The following is a 17,524-nucleotide window of genomic DNA, read 5'->3' as shown; positions in this document are numbered from 1 at the left end:
GTCAGGAACGATGCAACAGGCGACCGAACAAGCCGCGCGTGGCTGGTCGCAGCAAAGGCTCGGCCGGCCCCGGTGTCAGGCGGAACCTTTCGGCGCCGTCGCCCATCGCGCTTTCGATCTCCGAGCGGAACTGACGCAACTCGTTGTCCGAACCCCAAGGCGCCCGGTAGCCCTGAACCCCCATCAGTTCCTGCGCAAGTTGAAGATTGCGGTCCTCTTGCGCTGCATTCTGATGACTTGTCGAACTGACCTCCTTGGCATGGCCAGCGATCAAATAAAATTGCACCCTCTCCTCGCCATCGATCCGTTGCTCCGTTCCGCCATAGCCGACCCGGACCAGGCGGCGTGAGTGCTCGGCATGTTCATACCCGTAGCCTTTGAAGCGAGGATCGAGGTATCCGCCATAGGCCAAAGCCGCGCTCGAAAAGCAGGCACATTGCGCAGTGACGTCTTTGCACAGATAAGGATCGTCGGCGATGCCTGTGCCGGAAACAAAACGATCCTGCATGAAATCACGCGCGTAATTGGCATGACCCCAGCGCTCGGCCGCCGCCATCCACTCCGCTTCCCAGCCCGCCCGATCCGGTCTCGTATCGTCTTCCAGCAGGATCACGGTGTTGCAGCCCAGCACGTGCGATAGCAGATACAGCGCGCGGTTCTTGTTCCAGGCGATGCCCATGTTGACCCCGGTGATCACCGGCACCTGTTTGTCGCGCAGCATCGTCAACGTGCCGTCATTGGATCCGTCATCGGCGACCACCAAGGCGGCATCCGGCTGTCGCGTCAGTGCGCGCACCTGGTCGATGGTGCCACTGACTATATCTTTGCGGTTGTAGGTTACGATTCCAACACCAACCCGAAATGACATTGCTGATTCTCGGCAATCCAGGGTTGTTCTATACGGCGGCTCTCTATCTCCCAACAAGCAACAAAGTGCCGCCCCCGAGAACGAGCAGCAGGATCGGGTTGATTTCGGTCAGGCTGAACACCGCGGCAGACAGGATCGTCACGCCCCAGGGCAGCCATCCGTGTTCGGTGCCGCGCATCAGCGACAGTCCGCTGGCAAATGTCAGGCCCACGGCGACCGGGGCCAGGGCACGCTCGACCACCGCCCGCCAAGTTGACCGCGCCGCGCGGTGCCAATAGCGGGCGACGACATGCACCGCCAGGCAAGACGGTGCGAACATCGCGGCGAACGACACCGCGGCGCCGGCGATGCCGGCGGCCTTCAGCCCGATCAGCAGCACAATCAGGGATCCCGGCCCGGGGGCAGCGCGAGAGATCGCGAACATGTCCAGGAACGCCGACGCCGTCAGCCAGTGGTGCTGCTCCACGGCGGCACGCTGCATATCGGGGATCACGCCGGCACCGCCGCCGAACGCCAGCATCGACAGGCCGGCGAACAACCCGATCAACTGCAAGAGCACCAGCGTCATCGCGGCCGCGTCGCCCAAGCGAGCAACAGGCTGAGCGGCATCATCACCAGCAGCACGCGCACCAGCGAGAAGCCAAACACGCCGATCGACAGCGTGACCGTGGCGGTAACCGCAATTGGCACCAGTCCGCTGATGTTATGCCGGGCCAGGCGCACGCCGGTGCCCAGGTTCAGGCCGATCGCAACGGCGCCCGCCCCGCCGAGCGCGCTGCTGACCCACGCGCCCCCGCTGCTGCCCTGGCTGTGCAGATAAAGCAGGCCGGCCAACAGAACGATAACGACAGGCAGCGCCGTCAAGCCGCAGAAGCAGACGACCGCGCCGGCGGGACCGCGCATCTGGGTGCCTATGAACACCGCGAGGTTGACGTTGGTCGCCCCCGGCACAAGCTGCGAAAGCGCATAGCCCGTCAGGAACTGCTTGTCGTCCAGCCAGCCGCGTTTCTGCACCACCTCCCGCCGGGTCCAGGCGGCGAGGCCGCCGCCGAAACTCATCATGCCGATGCTGACGAAGCTGCCGAACAACGACGCCAGCGAGGGCGGACCGGAGCGCTGGTCAGGCGGTTCGCAGGTGGGCCGGTTCCCCATCGGTGCATTGAACCCCGTCCGGTGTAGGGTGGACAGAGGCAACACCAGGAGACGAGGGATGGAGTATCGCGGTTTGGGTCGCAGCGGCCTAAAAGTGTCGCCGCTGTGTCTGGGCACGATGATGTTCGGCGGCGCAACCGACGACGCGACGGCGCACCGGATCGTTGCGCGAGCCAAGCACCAGGGAGTGAATTTCATCGATACGGCCGACGCCTATAACGGCGGCGCATCGGAGCAGGTGGTGGGCCAGGCGATCCGCGAGCACCGGTCGTGGTGGGTGCTGGCGACGAAGTGCGCCAACCCGACCGGGCCGCAGGGCAGCCGGGATCCCAACGCGCGCGGCTTATCCCGCCGCCACGTGCAGCATGCGGTCGAGGCTAGCCTGCGCCGGCTCGGCGTCGAGGAGATCGACTTATTGTATCTGCACAAGGAGGACCACGCCACGCCGCTGGCCGAGACAGTGCGCGCGCTGGCCGACCTTAGCCGAGCGGGGCGGATCCGCTATTTCGGCCTCTCCAACTATCGAAGCTGGCGGGTCGCGGAGATCTGCCGTCTGTGTGACGAGGCCGGCATCGACCGGCCGGTGGCCAGCCAACCACTCTACAATGCCCTGAACCGCGAAATCGAGACCGAACACCTGCCGGCCTGCGACTATTTCGGGCTGGGCGTTGTGCCCTACAGCCCTCTTGCCCGCGGCGTGCTGACCGGGAAATATGCCCCCGATGTGCCGCCGCCAGCGGAAACCCGGGCAGGGCGGCAGGACCGGCGGATGCTGGAATCGGAATGGCGGCCCGAAAGCCTGCACATCGCCCGCGAGATTGCCGAGCACGCGGGGACAAAACAGGTCTCGCCCGGGCAGTTTGCGTTTGCCTGGGTGCTAAACAACCGGTTCGTCACCGCGGCGATCGGCGGCCCTCGAACCGAGCAGCAGTGGGAGGATTACCTCGGCGCGCTATCGATCCGGCTGGATGCGACGGATGAGGCGTTAGTCGATCGGCTGGTCTCGCCGGGGCACCCTTCGACGCCGGGATACAACGATCCGGCTTATCCGATCGAGGGGCGCACCGCGCGTGGCTGACGCGTTTGGGGCTTCGTTTTGACCGGATTTCTGCTATCGTGACGGTGTGTCCCCGTAGCTCAGCAGGATAGAGCACAAGATTCCTAATCTTGGGGCCGTGCGTTCGAATCGCGCCGGGGACACCAGCCAGCTTGCACCGGAGAAGACAACGTAGGCTCAAGCACAGCAGCTTCGGGCATTGGTGGTCGGCGGCAGATCAATCACCGGGTTCTGGTCAAAGAAGCCGGAGGGCATGAGCTTGAAGCCGCAGACGACGCAAGGCTGCACCGGATGATCTTCCGGTCGCGGCAAATGATGCAAACCGAAACTGTGCCAAACTACAATATCGGTATTCTCCAGCCGCCGATTTGCCCGTGTCCAGCTCGGTAGACCTTCCTCACCCTTGGACTGGTTGACGAACTCGCCTGCGGGGAACCGTTCGTCTACGTCGAACGGCGTAACCCATAGCTGGTGCTGAATGAAGCGCCCGCGCCGCCCCGAGGGGCTGTCCGGGTGGGTGAACGGCTGCACCGACGACCCAGCTTCAAGCTTATAGCCGGTCGGCTGACCGACCCAGTTCTTCTCCCCCGGATTGATGATGCGCCAGTAGCGCATCTTGCCAAAGTCGAAATCCCGCTGCGCTTCCAGTTCCGATCGTAACGGTCTTTCCTCCATCAGGAAGGCGTTGCCATGCGGATTGTCGGGACCGACGGGCAGGGCGCGCGTGTCGCACTCCACAACGGTATTGTTCGGTCCATCTATCTCCATATCGAGGCGCGCACAGAAGACATGTTGATGGATGTGGCCAACAACGCCTGGCGCCACCTCGGTGCCGAAGCGGCCTGGCTCGCCCGGACGACAGGCCGAGGTGTTGATGATCCCGGTCGCCTTCATCTCGTACTCGATGCGGCCGTCCTGATGTAGATACCAATAGGAGGCATACTCGTAATTCCCGATCGTCGAGATCGAGGATATCACCAGCCGCCGAGCACGCCGCACGTCGACACGTTGGGTCCGGACATCGGTGTGTTTCCAGGACAGGCCGGCATCCTCCTCGTGCAGGCACACGCAATTCTTGATGGTGCGGGGTGACCCGAAAACATCCGGCAGTTCGGCATCGAAATAGTGGATCGCGCCCAGGCAGTCGCAGCCGAGCGCAAGGGAATTCGCCATCCGGCCGAAGCCGATTTCACCACTGTCGAAGACGTTCTTGCGGTAGTGGCTGCGCTCCGGTGTACCATAGGGAACCACCATTTCGGCGATCGAGGCTCTGTAGAGGATCGGACGCCGCCGTCCGTCATGGGTGTAACCGACGGTGTGCAGCACAAGCCCCTCACGGCCGTTGAAGCCGATGCGGAAATCCCAGTTCTCCCAACTGACTTTGTTGCCCTGGACACTGAAGCCCGGGCCCTCGGGCTGTACAACGTCGAGCGGTGCCGAGGGTGGTCGAAAATCGCTGAGCACCTCTGCGTCGTAGTTGAGCGGGGTGCGCGGTACCGGGATGTAGTCGCCGGTTTCCTCGAAGTGGTCCTCGACCTTCAGAACCTCCAGCGTGCTTACGTCGATCAGGGCATGAAGGCCCTCGACCGGATGGGCGTAGTAGTTGTCGAGTGGAAAGGTGCGCATCCAGACGAAGCAGTTGAGCACGCGGCGGCCTTGCTCGATGACATGGCCGAAATCGCCCACCGTCCAGGGATCGATGCACATGAAATCGACCTCGTCCAGCAGCCCGCGCCGGCGCAGTGCTTCCCGGAACCGCGGATCCGCCTTGACCTTGCTTTCAATCTGCAGGACTTCCTCGATCGCCACCATGGCGCGCGCATCTTCACGGAATACCTGCCACAGCAGCGCGCCGCTCTCCAGGTCGAACTTGCCGGAAACCACGCCCATGACGCCGCGGCGATAGATGTTGAAGCACGCCACCCGCTGGATGGGCGCGCCTTCGACGTAGGCGCGCACCACCTCTTTGGACGGTTCGTCCAGATCGATCGTTTCCACGCGCAGATCGTCGCCCCAACTGAAACATTCGCGGATAAGCTGGGCCGCTCGGGTCAGTTCCGTGGCCGAGAGTCGATCAAGCGGGTGCGAAAAAGAGGCTCCGGTGCCACCCGGCTTCGTATGGCTGGTTTCAATGTCCATGCGTCCTGTTACCCCTGTGTCCGCGGTCAGCCGAAGGCTCGGTCGTCCATGAATCGGCGAAGTGCGTTCAGAGTGATGCGGGAGACGTTGTTTTCATAGCCCTGAAACGGAAGCGAGCCGCACCAGGCGATCGAGCCTGTCGAGAAGATCGCGCCACCGGCCGCGGTCTCCATGAAAGTAAGGTCCGCCCGCACTCGCTCGTTCTGGTCGCCACCAAGGGTCGGCAGAGTTGATGTGAACTCCTCGTTCACCAGCAGCATCAGCGGGCCATGATTTTCGGACGAGGCGAGACGCAGGATATTCGGCGGCGAGCCGAGCAGCGGGTTGATGCAATCGAGTTCGATGCCCGCGGCCCCGCCGCCCACCAGTCCAAAGTCGCCGATGATTTCATCCGTTACGCCTTCGAATATGAAGGCGGCACGCGGATCGTCAGCATCCGAGGCCCGTCGATAATAGGAAGACACGTCAAAGCCCTGCGCCACAAAGCCGATACCGGTCATGAGATTAGGTGGCCGGCCGCAGCGGCGCCAGAGGCCGCCATACTCGGCGTTGAAGGATTGATAATACTCACCGGGTTCCGCCTCCCAGGATCGGATGCCATCCTCCGCCCGCCTCACTTCGATAACGCCGGGTAGCTCGTCATGAAAGGCGATGCGCCAATACCAGCCGTTGCCGCCCATGTACATCAGCCGGCCGCCGCGATCGAGCCAGGCCTTCATCGCATCCCACATCGCGGTGGAATGGTATTCCGGATGCGAACCGGTCAGGATCACGCGGTAGTCCTTGATCAGCTCATAACCATCGCGATGCAGGTCCTCATCCGTTATGACATCGTACTCAATGCCATGGTGCGCGAGCCAGCCCAAGAGGTGTGTATCGGCATTGTATTGATACAGGCTTGATCCATCGCCACCGAGCCAGGAATGATAGCGTGGCGCGCAATTGAGAACCGGCCGCAGGCGGCTCGAATAGCAGATGCCTGAGCCGTCTGTATGCTTGTCGTACAGCGAATAGCCGATCTCCGGATGATTGTAGAGATAGACGTCCTGATGGCCAAAATGCAGCAGCCGTCCCATCACCGCCTCGACGCCGGGCGTAATTATGTGGCCGGCGTGATTGGCATAGGCCATGTAGGAGCAGATTGGCGCCAGGAACGCGACTTTCGGGCGCTTCGTACCGGCGGCCTTTGTCCGCGGCGGGCGGATGAAGAATGGAATGTAGCTCTCGCGCATCGCCTCCGGCTCCGTCTCACCGCATCGAAGATGCAGGGCGTAGGCGCCGCTTGCGACGTCATCCGGCACTGACCAGACGATATCCGCTGGCCAGTCCGCGTTGTACAGGTCGTCTTCATGGAAGTGCACCGCTCCGTACTGCGCCGGCGCTGCCTGAAAGCTATGGTGCTCGCCCGTCCAATTCGATCCCTTCATGCCGCGAGCGGGCAGGTTGACCAATTGGCCGTGCCGGCGGGATGGGCCGACATCGGTTACCCGCACGCTGCTGATTGCTTCCGAGAAGTTCCAGGCGGCGATGACGCGGGGCATAAATGCGGCCGGCAGCGGGTTGGCGGTCGTCGCCGCAAGGGTCGGGTGGTCCTGTTCACCATCGAAAAGGGCAGGGGCTTCGATCTTGCCGTTGAAATGCTCGGCCACTGTCCCGTCCGCCTGGGGCGCTCCCGCCAGATACAGGCCGCACGCGGTGTGGCCGACCGCCAGGGGCAGGGCGCCGGCGCGACTTCCGCTGTCCTGCACGCCGAAATCAGCTTGCAGCGCAGACTGACCCAGGCGAAAGCGCTGCTCCGCCAAGTCGATCGTGAACGTAACGACATACCACTTGCGTTGCAGCATCCGGACCGGGAGTTCCTGCCGCGCGATCCTGCCCGACCCATCACCAAGGAGGAGCGCGAGCTGTCCGTCGTCTATCATCAGCTTGAAACCACATCGCGCGGCGGCATCCCACTGCGCCGCCAGCACCTGACCCGGACGCTCCGGTAAGGTTGGCCAGATCAGCGCGCGGAAGCTGAACGCCTGGTAGGAGGTAAGGGTCGGAAAATCCGCCGCCACAAAATACGAACCCGCATCGACCCGGCGAGGCACCCCTGTGTAGTGTCCATCGATCGCACTCGGTAGATGCGGAAGGTCAAGCCCGGGTCCGGCCGGATTGCAATCGCCGTTGATGACCCGGACGATGCGTGCCTGATATCGATCGCCCTCTTCAAGTGAGATATGAAACGAAATCGTCTCTCCCGGAGCCGCGCTATAGCGGCCAGGATAGCCCAGGATCTTCAGCATGGATGCTCTTTCGGACAGGGCTTTTTCGGATAGGGCGCTTTCGGACAGGGTTCGGAAATCAGGCGCCACCGGCTGATCTCAACGGCAGGTTGATTCGCTCGCCCGTTGCCGCGTGCCAGCGGCGTCGGAACACTTCCCACTCCGCTTCGTCGCGATTGGTGAAAATCGGATTGTCCTCGAAGACCAGCGGTTGCCGTCGGTCGGCAGGCATTTCCGCGATCTGCCATTCGGCAAATGGCCTGCGGCAAAACAGCACGATCTGTTTACCACTCGGGTCGTCCCGCAGCGTGCTCAAGACGCGCATCAGGCCCGGGCTGTGCTTGCCGACCGGGTTCCTTCGGAACTCCTCGATGAACTGACGATCTGACTCCGGATCAATGTGGTATCGACCCATCAAACGCTCCGACTGGATGTGTCACGCAGTTTCATAGCACCGCGCGGCCGACGATGCGGTGATCGCAAAGCGATTTTCATGCCGTCCTGGCGCACATGATCTCGAAGTGAAGTCCCGACGTGACAACAAAATCCTCCCACCTCCGGCGCTCGGTCTCGCCAGACAGCGACTTCCTATCAGTCACCGAAAGCCGCCGCCGGAGAAGGTTGGGACTCCCGCCCCGGCGGGACTCCATTGAGTGTCGATACGCCCGGATTGGGTGCTGCATAAAACTAGACTCTTTGCCTGCTAAATGTGCAGCAAAAAATCGCTTGCAAACACCATCACCTTCCTTAGCGTTACCTAGAGTGCAGCTTGCATGATATTTGTGCGGACATCTCACAGACGGCCGTCGGGACCCGTCCGATCGCTATCGCTTCGTGATTGGCCTCATGCTTTCCTCGGGGCTTCAATGGATCAAGGATCAGGCTTGCATGATCATAACCTTCGGTTTGATTGCCATCTTCTGCGTCGCAGTCATCGTGGTATTGCAGCGCGCCCACGTATCCGACAAGTCCTTCACCGACTATGCGGTTGCCGACCGCTCCTTCGGCCCCGCTTATCAGATGATGTCGTTCCTCAATACCTGGTGGCCGGGGAGCATCTTCCTGGCTCTGACCGGACTTGCCGCCAGCGGCGGGGTCATCGGCTTTTACATGCCAATCTACAGCCTGCTCACCGTGGTGCTGATGTATGTGATGGCCGAGCGGGTCTGGCTCTGGGGCAAGCTGTTTGATCTGAAGACCCAGCCGGATCTGTTTGCTTTGCGTTATAACTCGCGTGCTTTCGCCGTGATTGGCGCGCTGGTCGGTATCGTCTCGGGCATACCTTGGTTAGTACTCGGCTTCAAGGGCCTCGGCGATCTCTTCCAATCCTTGTCTCTCGGTGCGATGGGCGCGACGTCGGCAGTGCTGATCGGCGTGGTCCTGATGGTCATTCGCCAGTTCTGGACCATTCGCATGGGCATGCGAGGCGTGGTGATCTCCGACATGCTGCAGGGCATCGTCGCCTATGTCGGCGGAACGCTGATTGTTTTCGGCCTGATCGCCTGGTTGATCTGGGGCCACGGCTTCAGTGTCATGGCGCTGCATGCGCCGATGCTGCAAGCGCCGGGCCTGGGTTCCAAGGTCGGGCCGCTCTATCTTTTCGCCATCATCTTCAGCGGTGCCATAGGCGGCTGGTGCTGGCCCTCCATCTTTATCCGTATCTACACCGCTGACAGCGTCCGCAGCGTGCAGCGCGCGGGGGCGTTGGGGGCGCCAATCTCGTTCTTCTATGCGATGGCGCTGGTGGTGCTTGGCCTGCTGGCCAGCTTCCTGCCGGAGGTCGCCAAGGCGCCGGATACCATGTGGTTCACGGTCTGCCGGATGGCGGGAGGTCCCTTGCTGCTGGGCCTGGGCGGTGTCGCAGTCCTGGCCGGAACCATGGGTAGTGTGGACGGAGGCATCCAGGCCACCGGAGCCCAGGTCGCTAATGATATCGTCGGCAACTATCGGCCGCTCAATCACAAGCAATCGGTCGTGATCGCCAAGATCGCCATGATCGCGGTGACGCTGATCTCGGCGTTGCTGGCGACACGGACGATCCCGCATCTCTTCACGCTTGCCATCCTGTCCTACCAGGGGATCATCCAACTGGCGGTGCCGCAGTATCTCGGCATCTTCTGGAAGCGCGGCAATGCGGTCGGTGCCATTGCTGGCACGTTGGCCGGCTTCACTATTGCCATCATCCTGCAGAACGCTTACCCGACCAGCATTGATTGGGCGTGGGGCCTCACGTCCGGCATTATCGCGCTGATCGTGAATGCCGCGATCTATGTCGGCTGTGCGGTGCTGCTGCCGAGCAGCGCGAGCGAGCGTCAGCGGGTGGACGGACTGTTCGCACTCACTGGCAGCCACCTGCCTAGCGCTGGCACGGTCGATGCTCTCGCACTGCAGCCGCGGCTCAGTGCGTCCTCGCGCCGCGCCTGATAATTTTCGACAGGAGCCATATGCATGCCACCTCTCCTGCCTGCCAGCAGACCCCGTTCCGCCTTCATCTCGATCTGGTTCATGCTGGACGCGATCCTGGGTCTTTTCCCGCCGGTTTACTGGATTGCCGGTGGGCCGCAGCCGCTGGTCTTCGGACTGCCAAGCTCAATCGTCTATTTCATGACGCTGGCTTTGTTCATCGCCGCGAGCATCGTTGCCGCTTACTGGGATGACGAGAACCGGGGTGCCTTCGGCGTAACCGCCGAACGCGTGGCGGCGCGATCGGGCGGGATCGGCGGTTGAATGACCAACCAGCCGCGGCAAAGATCCCGGTCACGGTGCTGACCGGCTTTCTCGGCAGCGGCAAGACAACGCTCCTGCGCGCCGTGCTGGCATCGGTCGGCATGGCCGATACCGCCGTGATCATCAACGAAGCCGGCGAAATGGGGCTTGACCATCTTCTGCTCGAGACCGTCGACGAACAGGTCCTCGAAATGCCGAACGGCTGTCTATGCTGCGTGCGCCGGCTCGACATCGTCACGACGATCCGCGACCTGATCGAGCGTCGTGACCGCGGCACCATCCGTAGCTTCAGCCGTATCGTCATCGAGACCAGCGGGCTCGCCGATCCCGCGCCGATTCTCTACACCCTGGCCGTCGATCCGATGCTCGGCCACGTGCTGACATTCACCGCGGTGGTCACGCTGGTCGATTCCGTGGCCGGGCAGGGCACTCTGCAGCGTCATCCGGAGGCCGTGAGCCAGGTGGCGGTCGCCGACCGCATCCTGATCACCAAGACCGACCTGTCGCCACCCACCAGGAAGCTGGCGGATCTGCTGGACGGGCTGAACGGCTGGGCCGAACGGATCGAACTTCCCGGCCCGCCCGAACCGGCCGAACTGCTGTTCGCGAAGCCGCCGGCGGTGGCCAACCGGCGGCGCTTCATCGCGCAGACGGTCGCACCGCAAGCCGCGCACACCGCGGCGATCCGCACGATCTCGCTGATCCTGTCCGAAGCGCCCACGCGCTTTGCCTTCGCCCGTGCGCTCGGTGGCCTCGCAGCCGAACGCGGTGTGGACCTGTTGCGCGTGAAAGGGTTGCTCGGCTTTGCCGACAGGCCCGACCGAGTTGCGGTCATCCATGCTGTGCAGCATACCATCTATCGGCCGGAGTGGCTGGCCGACTGGCCTGATGCAGATGTGCGCAGCCGGCTTGTTTTCGTCACCCGAGACATTTCCGCGGAGGATGTCTTCGACCGCTTCGCCGCATTCGGACCCACACCCTGGACGGCGGCCGAGGTCACCCGCCGCGGTCTGACAGCACAGGAGACTCCGCCATGTTCGATCTCGTGATCACCAACGGAACGGTGGTCCTGCCAAGCGGCGCCGCGCCCGCGGATATCGCCGTGGCGGGCCAAACCATCGCCGCCATCAGCGGCCCGGGGCTGTTGTCCGGGGTCGGCGCGCAACGGGTTGTCGATGCGACCGGACAGATCGTCATTCCCGGCGGCATCGATCCGCACATCCACTGTTCCATGACAATGCCCGGCCCAGCCGGCACCAGCTTCACCAGCGAAATGCCCAGCGTGGTGAGCAAGGCATGCCTATTCGGGGGCACCACGACAATGTGCGACTTCGTCTTCTGGCAGAACAGCGGAACGCTGCATGACGCAGTGGATTTCCGCCGCGACGAGTTCGACTCGCGCTGCTACAGCGACTACGCACTGCATCTTGGCGTCGAAAGTCCACTGCCCACCGCGATCCTCAACGAAATCCCCGCGCTGGTACACGCCGGCTACCCGACCGTGAAGATGTTCACCACCGATATCACCCCCGGCCGCATGGCACATCTGACCAATTTCGGCGACATCTGGGAGGTGCTGAAGGTTCTCGCTCACCAGGGTGGCCTCGCACTGATCCATGCCGAGGACAATGACCTTGTCATGCACATGTACGAAAAGCTGATCGCGGAGGACAAGACCGGCTTCGAGCACCTGGCTGAAGCGCACACGGTGATGTCGGAAGAGCTGTCGTTCAACCGGGTGATCGGTCTTGCGCAGAACGTGCCGGGGGCCGCGCTGTATATGGTGCACACCAGTGCCCGCACCGGCGTCGAAGCGTTGACCCGGGCCCGCGCCAACGGCTTCCCGATCTATGGCGAAACGCTTCACCAGTACATCATGTTCAACGCCGAGGACTACAAACGGCCCAATGGGCAGATCTACCACACCTATCCATCGCTGAAGTATCCCGAGGACCAGAAGGCGCTGTGGAGCGGCATGCGGTCCGGCGCGTTGCAATGCGTCGCCACCGACGAAGTGTGCTGCCCGCTGCAGGTCAAACTGCTTGGCAATCGTATCGACGATACCACCGGCGGCAATAGTGGCGTGGAGCCACGCATATCGCTGATGTATACCGAGATGGTAACGAAGCGCGGCTTCAGCGTCGAGCACTTCGTCGATCTGGTTTCGACCAACGCCGCGAAGATCATGGGCCTGTACCCGCGCAAGGGCGTTCTGGCCGTCGGGTCCGACGCCGACATCGTGCTGCTCGATCCCAAGCTGAACCACACCATCGACGGATCAGCGCTGCACTCGGTCGATTACTCGCCCTGGAACGGTTGGGAGGTCGCGGTGTGGCCAAGCATGACCATGCTGCGCGGCAAGGTCATGGTGGAAGGCGGCCAGTTCAACGGCGATCTGTCCGATGGCACTTTCATTCCCCGCAAGATCCCCGAGGAGATCCGGCGCGGCCCGGCAGTCTAAGTGCGGCCGAACAGTCTTCCAGGCAAAACACCAGGATTGAAGACGGCTCATGTCGCGCAACAGTCGGTCTTCACCGAGGCCCGAACACCCGTGTGGCCAAGCTAAGCGGGCCTGGGAGGCCTTGTCATGAGCGAATTGCTTCTCGTCAACGAGATATTCGAGACCATCCAAGGCGAGGGCGCACACAGCGGCACGCCGGCGGTTTTCATCCGCCTGCAAGGCTGCCCGGTCGGCTGCCCCTGGTGCGATACCAAACACACCTGGCAGCGCGGCGCCTCGGACGAACGCAGCCGCGCCAACATCCTGGAAAAGACCGAAAGCGCGCCGACCTGGGCCGCGTTTACGACTGAACAACTGCTCGACGTCGTCACCACCCTGCGCCCGCGTCATGTCGTGATTACCGGCGGGGAGCCATGCCTCTATGACCTCGACCCGCTGACCGTCGGCCTGATCGAAGGCGCCGGGCGGCGGGTGCAGATCGAAACCTCGGGCACCCAGCCGGTCCGCGCCGACCGCAGGACATGGGTTACTGTCTCGCCGAAGATTTCCATGCCAGGCGGTTTCACCGTGCGTCCCGATGCGCTGGCGCGCGCCGATGAGATCAAGATGCCGGTCGGGCGCCCGGACGACATCGAAAACCTTCTCGCCCTGCTCGCCGCCGAACACCACCAGCCAGGCGTGCCGGTGTTCCTGCAGCCGCTTTCGAGCTTGCGCAAGGCAACCGAGCTCTGCATTGCCGCGGCCAGCGCGCATGACCTCCGCATCAGCGTGCAACTGCACGCGCTGCTCGGATGGCGCTGAACTGCTCGCGGCGCGCCGCGAGCGATGGTGCCGAACTGCGCACTGGGGCGCGCGACGCTTTGCCGCGTGCGGCCCTCACCGGCAATCTCGCCCTGCTGCGATGTCGCGACCTGGCGCCCTTCCAGCCCGTGACAGTTGTATCGTCCTGCGCTAAATCCGCCCGTTCGTACGCAACCGCCCCGACCGGACTGGAAACCCCTGACCACCATGGCCAGCAGCAACGACATCCGCGCAGCCTTCCTGGACTATTTCGCCCGTAACGGCCACACCAAGGTCGCCAGCTCGCCACTGGTGCCGCGCAACGATCCCACCCTGATGTTCACCAACGCCGGCATGGTGCAGTTCAAGAACGTCTTCACCGGCCAGGAAAAGCGCCCCTACGTGCGCGCCGCCACGTCGCAGAAATGCGTCCGCGCCGGCGGCAAGCATAACGACCTCGATAACGTCGGCTACACCGCTCGCCATCTGACGTTCTTCGAGATGCTGGGTAATTTCAGTTTCGGCGACTACTTCAAGGAACGTGCCATCCCGTTCGCGTGGGAGCTGCTGACCAAGGACTACGGCCTGCCGAAAGACCGTCTGACGGTGACCGTCTACGCCGACGATGATGACGCTGCGGCGATCTGGAAAACCGTCGCTGGCCTGCCGGATGACCGCATCATCCGCATCGCCACCTCGGACAACTTCTGGCGCATGGGCGACACCGGCCCTTGCGGCCCATGCAGTGAGATCTTCTACGACCACGGCCCCGCAGTCCCCGGCGGCCCGCCCGGCAGCCCGGAGGAAGATGGCGACCGCTTCGTCGAGATCTGGAACCTGGTGTTCATGCAGTTCGAGGAAGGTCCTCCGGGTACTCGCGTGGCCCTGCCGCGACCCTCGATCGACACCGGCATGGGCCTGGAACGCTTCGCCACGATCCTGCAGGGCAAGCACAACGTTTACGACACCGATACCTTCCGCGCCCTGATCCTGGCCTCGGCCGAAGCCACCGGGCAGGACCCCGACGGCCAACACGCGGTCAGCCATCGGGTGATCGCGGACCACCTCCGCAGCACCTCCTTCCTGATGGCCGACGGCGTGCTGCCGTCGAACGAGGGCCGCGGCTACGTGCTGCGCCGCATCATGCGCCGCGCCATGCGCCACGCCACCATCATGGGTGCCTCCGAACCGGTGATCTACCGCCTGGTGCCAACGCTGATCCGCCAGATGGGCGCCGCCTACCCTGAACTGGCCCGCGCCGAGACCCTGATCACCGAAACCTTGCTGCTGGAGGAAACCCGCTTCAAGACCCTGCTGGACCGGGGTCTGCACTTGCTCGCCGACGAAACCGCCCGGCTCGGCGACAAGCAGGCCCTGCCCGGCCCGGTTGCGTTCCGGCTCTATGACACCTACGGCTTCCCGCTCGACCTGACGCAGGATGCGTTGCGCGAACAGGGCCGGTCGGTCGATCTGGACGGCTTCAACGCCGCGATGGCCGAACAACGCACCCGCGCCCGCGCCGCCTGGGCCGGGTCCGGCGATGCCGCCACCGAACGGGTGTGGTTCGAGCTCAAGGAAACCGCCGGCGCGTCGGAGTTCCTCGGCTACGCCACCGAAACCGCCGAGGCGGAGATCATGGCCATCGTGGTCGACGGCGCTTCGGCCGCCTCCGCTGCCGCCGGCACCGACCTGGCGATCGTGCTGAACCAGACCCCGTTCTACGGTGAAAGCGGCGGTCAGGTCGGCGATGCCGGCACCATCACCGGGCCCGACGGCCTTCTGATCGCCGTCACCGACACCCAAAAGAAGCTCGGCGACCTGTTCGTCCATTTCGGCCGCGTCCAGGCCGGCGTCGCCAAGCCCCATATCCCGGTGGTCGCCGCCGTCGATCATCCCCGCCGTGGCGCGATCCGCGCCCATCACTCCGCCACCCACCTGCTGCACGAGGCGCTACGCCGCAAGCTCGGCACCCACGTGCAGCAGAAGGGCAGCCTCAACGCCCCCGACCGGCTGCGCTTCGACGTCTCCCAGCCGCGCCCGATCACCGCCGACGAACTGCACTGGGTCGAAGCCGAGGTGAACGCCAGGATCCGTGAGAACTCCGAGGTCACCACCCGTCTGATGACCCCGGAAGCGGCGGTCGGACTCGGCGCCATGGCACTGTTCGGCGAGAAATACGGCGATGAGGTCCGCGTCGTGGCAATGGGCGAACCCGAAGGCAACAAGCCGGCCTGGTCGATCGAGCTATGCGGCGGCACCCATGTCCGCCGCACCGGCGACATCGGCTACTTTCGCATCGTTGGCGAAGCCGCCGTCGCCGCCGGCGTACGCCGCATTGAGGCAGTCACCGGCGTCGCCGCCGAAGCCGTGGTCGCCGGAATCCAGGCCCGGCTGAACGACGCCGCCGGCGCGCTGCGCGCCGCTCCCGCCGAGGTCCCCGATCGCATCGCCACGCTGCTCGAAGACCGTAAGCGATTGGAACGCCAGATGGCGGACCTGCGCAACAAGCTCGCCACCGGCGCCGCCGCCAGCGCGGCCGAGGACATTGGCGGGATCATGCTGACAGCGCGAAACCTGGGCGAAGTGCCGGCGAAGGACTTGAAAGCCCTGGCCGATTCGATCGCCAAGCAGCAGGGCTCGGGCGTGGTCGCCCTGGTGTCCCAAAACGACGGCAAGGCCAGCATCGTGGTCGCGGTATCGCCCGATCTGACCCGCCGGATCAGCGCGGTTGACCTGGTGCGGGCGGCGTCCGCCGCGGTCGGCGGCAAAGGCGGCGGCGGACGCCCCGACTTGGCGCAGGCCGGCGGCCCCGATGGCGCCAAGGCGGATGAAGCACTGGCCGCGGTGCGCGGCGGATTGCGGGATAAAGACTGACCGATCGGCAGATCGCCGGAACGACTCCGCCCCTCTGCCGCAGCTGCGCGAAGCCACGCCGGGGGTTCATCGGGTTGTTGATCGGATCGCCGATGTTTTCCCGGATCCGTTCTCCTCGGCGAGCGTTACACTGTCAGCCGGTAGCCAAAACTCTACCTTCGGCTGTTCGATTCGACAGCCCTGGACCTAGGAGCACTCGATGAAACCCCTGCTGGCCCTGGCCACACTGGCGCTGACCGCGCTGATCTTTGAGGAAAGAGCCCGTCAGGTCGCTGGCGACGCCCATGATGCACTTGATAGCGCGGTGGGGCAGGCGCGTGGCGCCAAGCAATCCTTGACCCAGCAGGTGGAACAGCAGCCGCTGATCTCGCTTCTGATCGCAGGGGGCTTGGCCTACGCGCTCGCCTCGATTATTCCAAGCCGCGACTAGACCCCATCGCTTTCAGTCCGAAGACTCACACCCCGCATCCGCGGGAAAGCAACGACTGCCCAACCGCAAGAGGAAATCACCATGTCGATTATTGCCTGGCTCATTCTGGGCCTGATTGCCGGCTTCATCGCCAGCAAGCTGGTCAACAAGTCCGGGGAGGGCCTCATTCTTGACCTCGTCCTCGGCATCGTCGGCGCGGTGGTCGGCGGATTCCTGTTCAACACGTTCGGCGCCGTTGGGGTCACCGGACTGAACATTTACAGCCTTATCGTGGCAGTTATTGGCGCGGTGGTAGTCCTGGTGATATATCACGCGATCGCTGGACGACGCGCTATCTGAACAATCCCGGCGCCGGTCTTCCGGCGCCGGCCGAAGGTGCTTGCAATCAGATGTTGCCGGCGATCCAGTCCTTCAGCTTGCTCTTCGGCAGAGCGCCGACTTGGGTCGCCGCCGGCTTGCCGTCCTTGAACAGGATCAGCGTCGGAATCCCGCGCACCGCGAATTGGTTGGGCGAGGCCGGATTGTTGTCGATATCCACCTTCGCAACCGTCAACCTGCCGGCGAACTCACCCGCCAGTTCTTCCAGCGCCGGCCCTATAATCTTGCACGGGCCGCACCATTCCGCCCAGAAGTCAACCAGCACTGGCCCGGCCTTGCTGGCTTGAACCACATCGGCGTCGAAGCTTTTATCGGTTACTGGAACTGTGTTCGCGCTCATCAGGAGCTCCTGGGATTTCACTTGCGCAAAAGGTGGGACGCGCGGTCACCG

The 17,524-nt window shown here is 63.6% G+C and carries 16 protein-coding genes and 1 tRNA gene; 10 read left to right on the top strand and 7 right to left on the bottom strand.

The window, feature by feature from the left end; all coding sequences use genetic code 11:
- Nucleotide 1: 1 nt before the first annotated feature.
- The 3 genes from ACQY4T_RS22715 to ACQY4T_RS22705 are packed head-to-tail and all read right to left on the bottom strand — an operon-like array spanning nt 2 to nt 2,020.
- Nucleotides 2-868: a glycosyltransferase family 2 protein gene (locus tag ACQY4T_RS22715; protein WP_428535317.1), complete on the bottom strand. Its 867-nt coding sequence runs from the start codon at nt 866-868 to the stop codon at nt 2-4.
- 43 nt (nt 869-911) lie between these two features.
- Nucleotides 912-1,436, bottom strand: coding sequence for a chromate transporter (locus ACQY4T_RS22710; RefSeq protein ID WP_428535315.1), 525 nt, complete (start codon nt 1,434-1,436; stop codon nt 912-914).
- Nucleotides 1,433-2,020, bottom strand: a complete 588-nt coding sequence (locus ACQY4T_RS22705; protein WP_428535313.1) for a chromate transporter — start codon at nt 2,018-2,020, stop codon at nt 1,433-1,435. Before ACQY4T_RS22705 ends, ACQY4T_RS22710 begins: the two co-directional genes overlap by 4 nt.
- 58 nt (nt 2,021-2,078) lie before the next feature.
- On the opposite strand from ACQY4T_RS22705, the gene ACQY4T_RS22700 reads away from it, so the two are divergent.
- Complete coding sequence (locus tag ACQY4T_RS22700) at nt 2,079-3,098, top strand: aldo/keto reductase (protein WP_428535311.1); 1,020 nt, start codon at nt 2,079-2,081, stop codon at nt 3,096-3,098.
- Between the two features lie 48 nt (nt 3,099-3,146).
- Nucleotides 3,147-3,223, top strand: a tRNA-Arg gene (locus tag ACQY4T_RS22695).
- A 31-nt stretch (nt 3,224-3,254) separates the two neighbouring features.
- Here the strand turns inward: ACQY4T_RS22695 and ACQY4T_RS22690 are convergent.
- From ACQY4T_RS22690 to ACQY4T_RS22680, 3 genes are all read right to left on the bottom strand, one after another.
- On the bottom strand, nt 3,255-5,216 hold the full coding sequence (locus tag ACQY4T_RS22690; RefSeq protein ID WP_428535309.1) for a primary-amine oxidase: 1,962 nt from the start codon (nt 5,214-5,216) through the stop codon (nt 3,255-3,257).
- 26 nt (nt 5,217-5,242) lie between these two features.
- The gene (locus ACQY4T_RS22685) at nt 5,243-7,276 is read right to left on the bottom strand and encodes a N,N-dimethylformamidase beta subunit family domain-containing protein (protein WP_428535307.1); all 2,034 of its coding nucleotides are present in this window, start codon (nt 7,274-7,276) and stop codon (nt 5,243-5,245) included.
- A gap of 286 nt (nt 7,277-7,562) precedes the next feature.
- Nucleotides 7,563-7,898 carry a hypothetical protein gene (locus ACQY4T_RS22680; protein ID WP_428535305.1) on the bottom strand — a complete coding sequence of 112 codons (336 nt, stop codon included), beginning with the start codon at nt 7,896-7,898 and terminating at the stop codon, nt 7,563-7,565.
- Nucleotides 7,899-8,329: 431 nt separating this feature from the next.
- Between ACQY4T_RS22680 and ACQY4T_RS22675 the strand changes: the two genes are divergently transcribed.
- From ACQY4T_RS22675 to ACQY4T_RS22640, 8 genes are all read left to right on the top strand, one after another.
- Nucleotides 8,330-9,907: a sodium:solute symporter family protein gene (locus ACQY4T_RS22675; protein ID WP_428535303.1), complete on the top strand. Its 1,578-nt coding sequence runs from the start codon at nt 8,330-8,332 to the stop codon at nt 9,905-9,907.
- Nucleotides 9,908-9,988: 81 nt separating this feature from the next.
- Nucleotides 9,989-10,210: a hypothetical protein gene (locus ACQY4T_RS22670; protein ID WP_428535301.1), complete on the top strand. Its 222-nt coding sequence runs from the start codon at nt 9,989-9,991 to the stop codon at nt 10,208-10,210.
- Entirely contained in the window at nt 10,207-11,259 is a 1,053-nt protein-coding gene (locus ACQY4T_RS22665; RefSeq protein ID WP_428535299.1) for a CobW family GTP-binding protein, read from the top strand. The genes ACQY4T_RS22670 and ACQY4T_RS22665 overlap by 4 nt, the downstream gene beginning before the upstream one ends.
- On the top strand, nt 11,244-12,671 hold the full coding sequence (locus tag ACQY4T_RS22660) for an amidohydrolase family protein (protein ID WP_428535297.1): 1,428 nt from the start codon (nt 11,244-11,246) through the stop codon (nt 12,669-12,671). The genes ACQY4T_RS22665 and ACQY4T_RS22660 overlap by 16 nt, the downstream gene beginning before the upstream one ends.
- A gap of 126 nt (nt 12,672-12,797) precedes the next feature.
- Entirely contained in the window at nt 12,798-13,472 is a 675-nt protein-coding gene (gene queE, locus ACQY4T_RS22655; RefSeq protein ID WP_428535295.1) for a 7-carboxy-7-deazaguanine synthase QueE, read from the top strand.
- Nucleotides 13,473-13,679: 207 nt separating this feature from the next.
- Complete coding sequence (alaS, locus tag ACQY4T_RS22650) at nt 13,680-16,325, top strand: alanine--tRNA ligase (RefSeq protein WP_428535293.1); 2,646 nt, start codon at nt 13,680-13,682, stop codon at nt 16,323-16,325.
- A 199-nt stretch (nt 16,326-16,524) separates the two neighbouring features.
- Nucleotides 16,525-16,755, top strand: a complete 231-nt coding sequence (locus tag ACQY4T_RS22645; RefSeq protein ID WP_428535291.1) for a hypothetical protein — start codon at nt 16,525-16,527, stop codon at nt 16,753-16,755.
- 81 nt (nt 16,756-16,836) lie between these two features.
- Nucleotides 16,837-17,094, top strand: coding sequence for a GlsB/YeaQ/YmgE family stress response membrane protein (locus ACQY4T_RS22640; protein WP_428535289.1), 258 nt, complete (start codon nt 16,837-16,839; stop codon nt 17,092-17,094).
- A gap of 46 nt (nt 17,095-17,140) precedes the next feature.
- Here the strand turns inward: ACQY4T_RS22640 and trxA are convergent, their stop codons facing one another.
- Complete coding sequence (gene trxA, locus ACQY4T_RS22635) at nt 17,141-17,473, bottom strand: thioredoxin (protein ID WP_428535287.1); 333 nt, start codon at nt 17,471-17,473, stop codon at nt 17,141-17,143.
- Nucleotides 17,474-17,524: the final 51 nt, after the last annotated feature.

The organism is Rhodopila sp. (genome assembly GCF_965277825.1).
GTDB lineage: Bacteria > Pseudomonadota > Alphaproteobacteria > Acetobacterales > Acetobacteraceae > Rhodopila.
This window is presented reverse-complemented; position numbering and strand designations above follow the sequence as displayed.

Excerpts from the sequence above, each read along its gene's own strand:
- ACQY4T_RS22645 (WP_428535291.1), top strand. The coding sequence starts at position 16,525 with ATGAAACCCCTGCTGGCCCTGGCCACACTGGCGCTGACCGCGCTGATC.
- ACQY4T_RS22715 (WP_428535317.1), bottom strand. The coding sequence starts at position 868 with ATGTCATTTCGGGTTGGTGTTGGAATCGTAACCTACAACCGCAAAGAT.
- ACQY4T_RS22690 (WP_428535309.1), bottom strand. The coding sequence starts at position 5,216 with ATGGACATTGAAACCAGCCATACGAAGCCGGGTGGCACCGGAGCCTCT.
- ACQY4T_RS22660 (WP_428535297.1), top strand. The coding sequence starts at position 11,244 with ATGTTCGATCTCGTGATCACCAACGGAACGGTGGTCCTGCCAAGCGGC.
- ACQY4T_RS22675 (WP_428535303.1), top strand. The coding sequence starts at position 8,330 with ATGCTTTCCTCGGGGCTTCAATGGATCAAGGATCAGGCTTGCATGATC.
- alaS (WP_428535293.1), top strand. The coding sequence starts at position 13,680 with ATGGCCAGCAGCAACGACATCCGCGCAGCCTTCCTGGACTATTTCGCC.
- trxA (WP_428535287.1), bottom strand. The coding sequence starts at position 17,473 with ATGAGCGCGAACACAGTTCCAGTAACCGATAAAAGCTTCGACGCCGAT.
- ACQY4T_RS22710 (WP_428535315.1), bottom strand. The coding sequence starts at position 1,436 with ATGACGCTGGTGCTCTTGCAGTTGATCGGGTTGTTCGCCGGCCTGTCG.
- ACQY4T_RS22700 (WP_428535311.1), top strand. The coding sequence starts at position 2,079 with ATGGAGTATCGCGGTTTGGGTCGCAGCGGCCTAAAAGTGTCGCCGCTG.
- ACQY4T_RS22680 (WP_428535305.1), bottom strand. The coding sequence starts at position 7,898 with ATGGGTCGATACCACATTGATCCGGAGTCAGATCGTCAGTTCATCGAG.
- ACQY4T_RS22640 (WP_428535289.1), top strand. The coding sequence starts at position 16,837 with ATGTCGATTATTGCCTGGCTCATTCTGGGCCTGATTGCCGGCTTCATC.
- ACQY4T_RS22705 (WP_428535313.1), bottom strand. The coding sequence starts at position 2,020 with ATGGGGAACCGGCCCACCTGCGAACCGCCTGACCAGCGCTCCGGTCCG.
- queE (WP_428535295.1), top strand. The coding sequence starts at position 12,798 with ATGAGCGAATTGCTTCTCGTCAACGAGATATTCGAGACCATCCAAGGC.
- ACQY4T_RS22670 (WP_428535301.1), top strand. The coding sequence starts at position 9,989 with ATGCTGGACGCGATCCTGGGTCTTTTCCCGCCGGTTTACTGGATTGCC.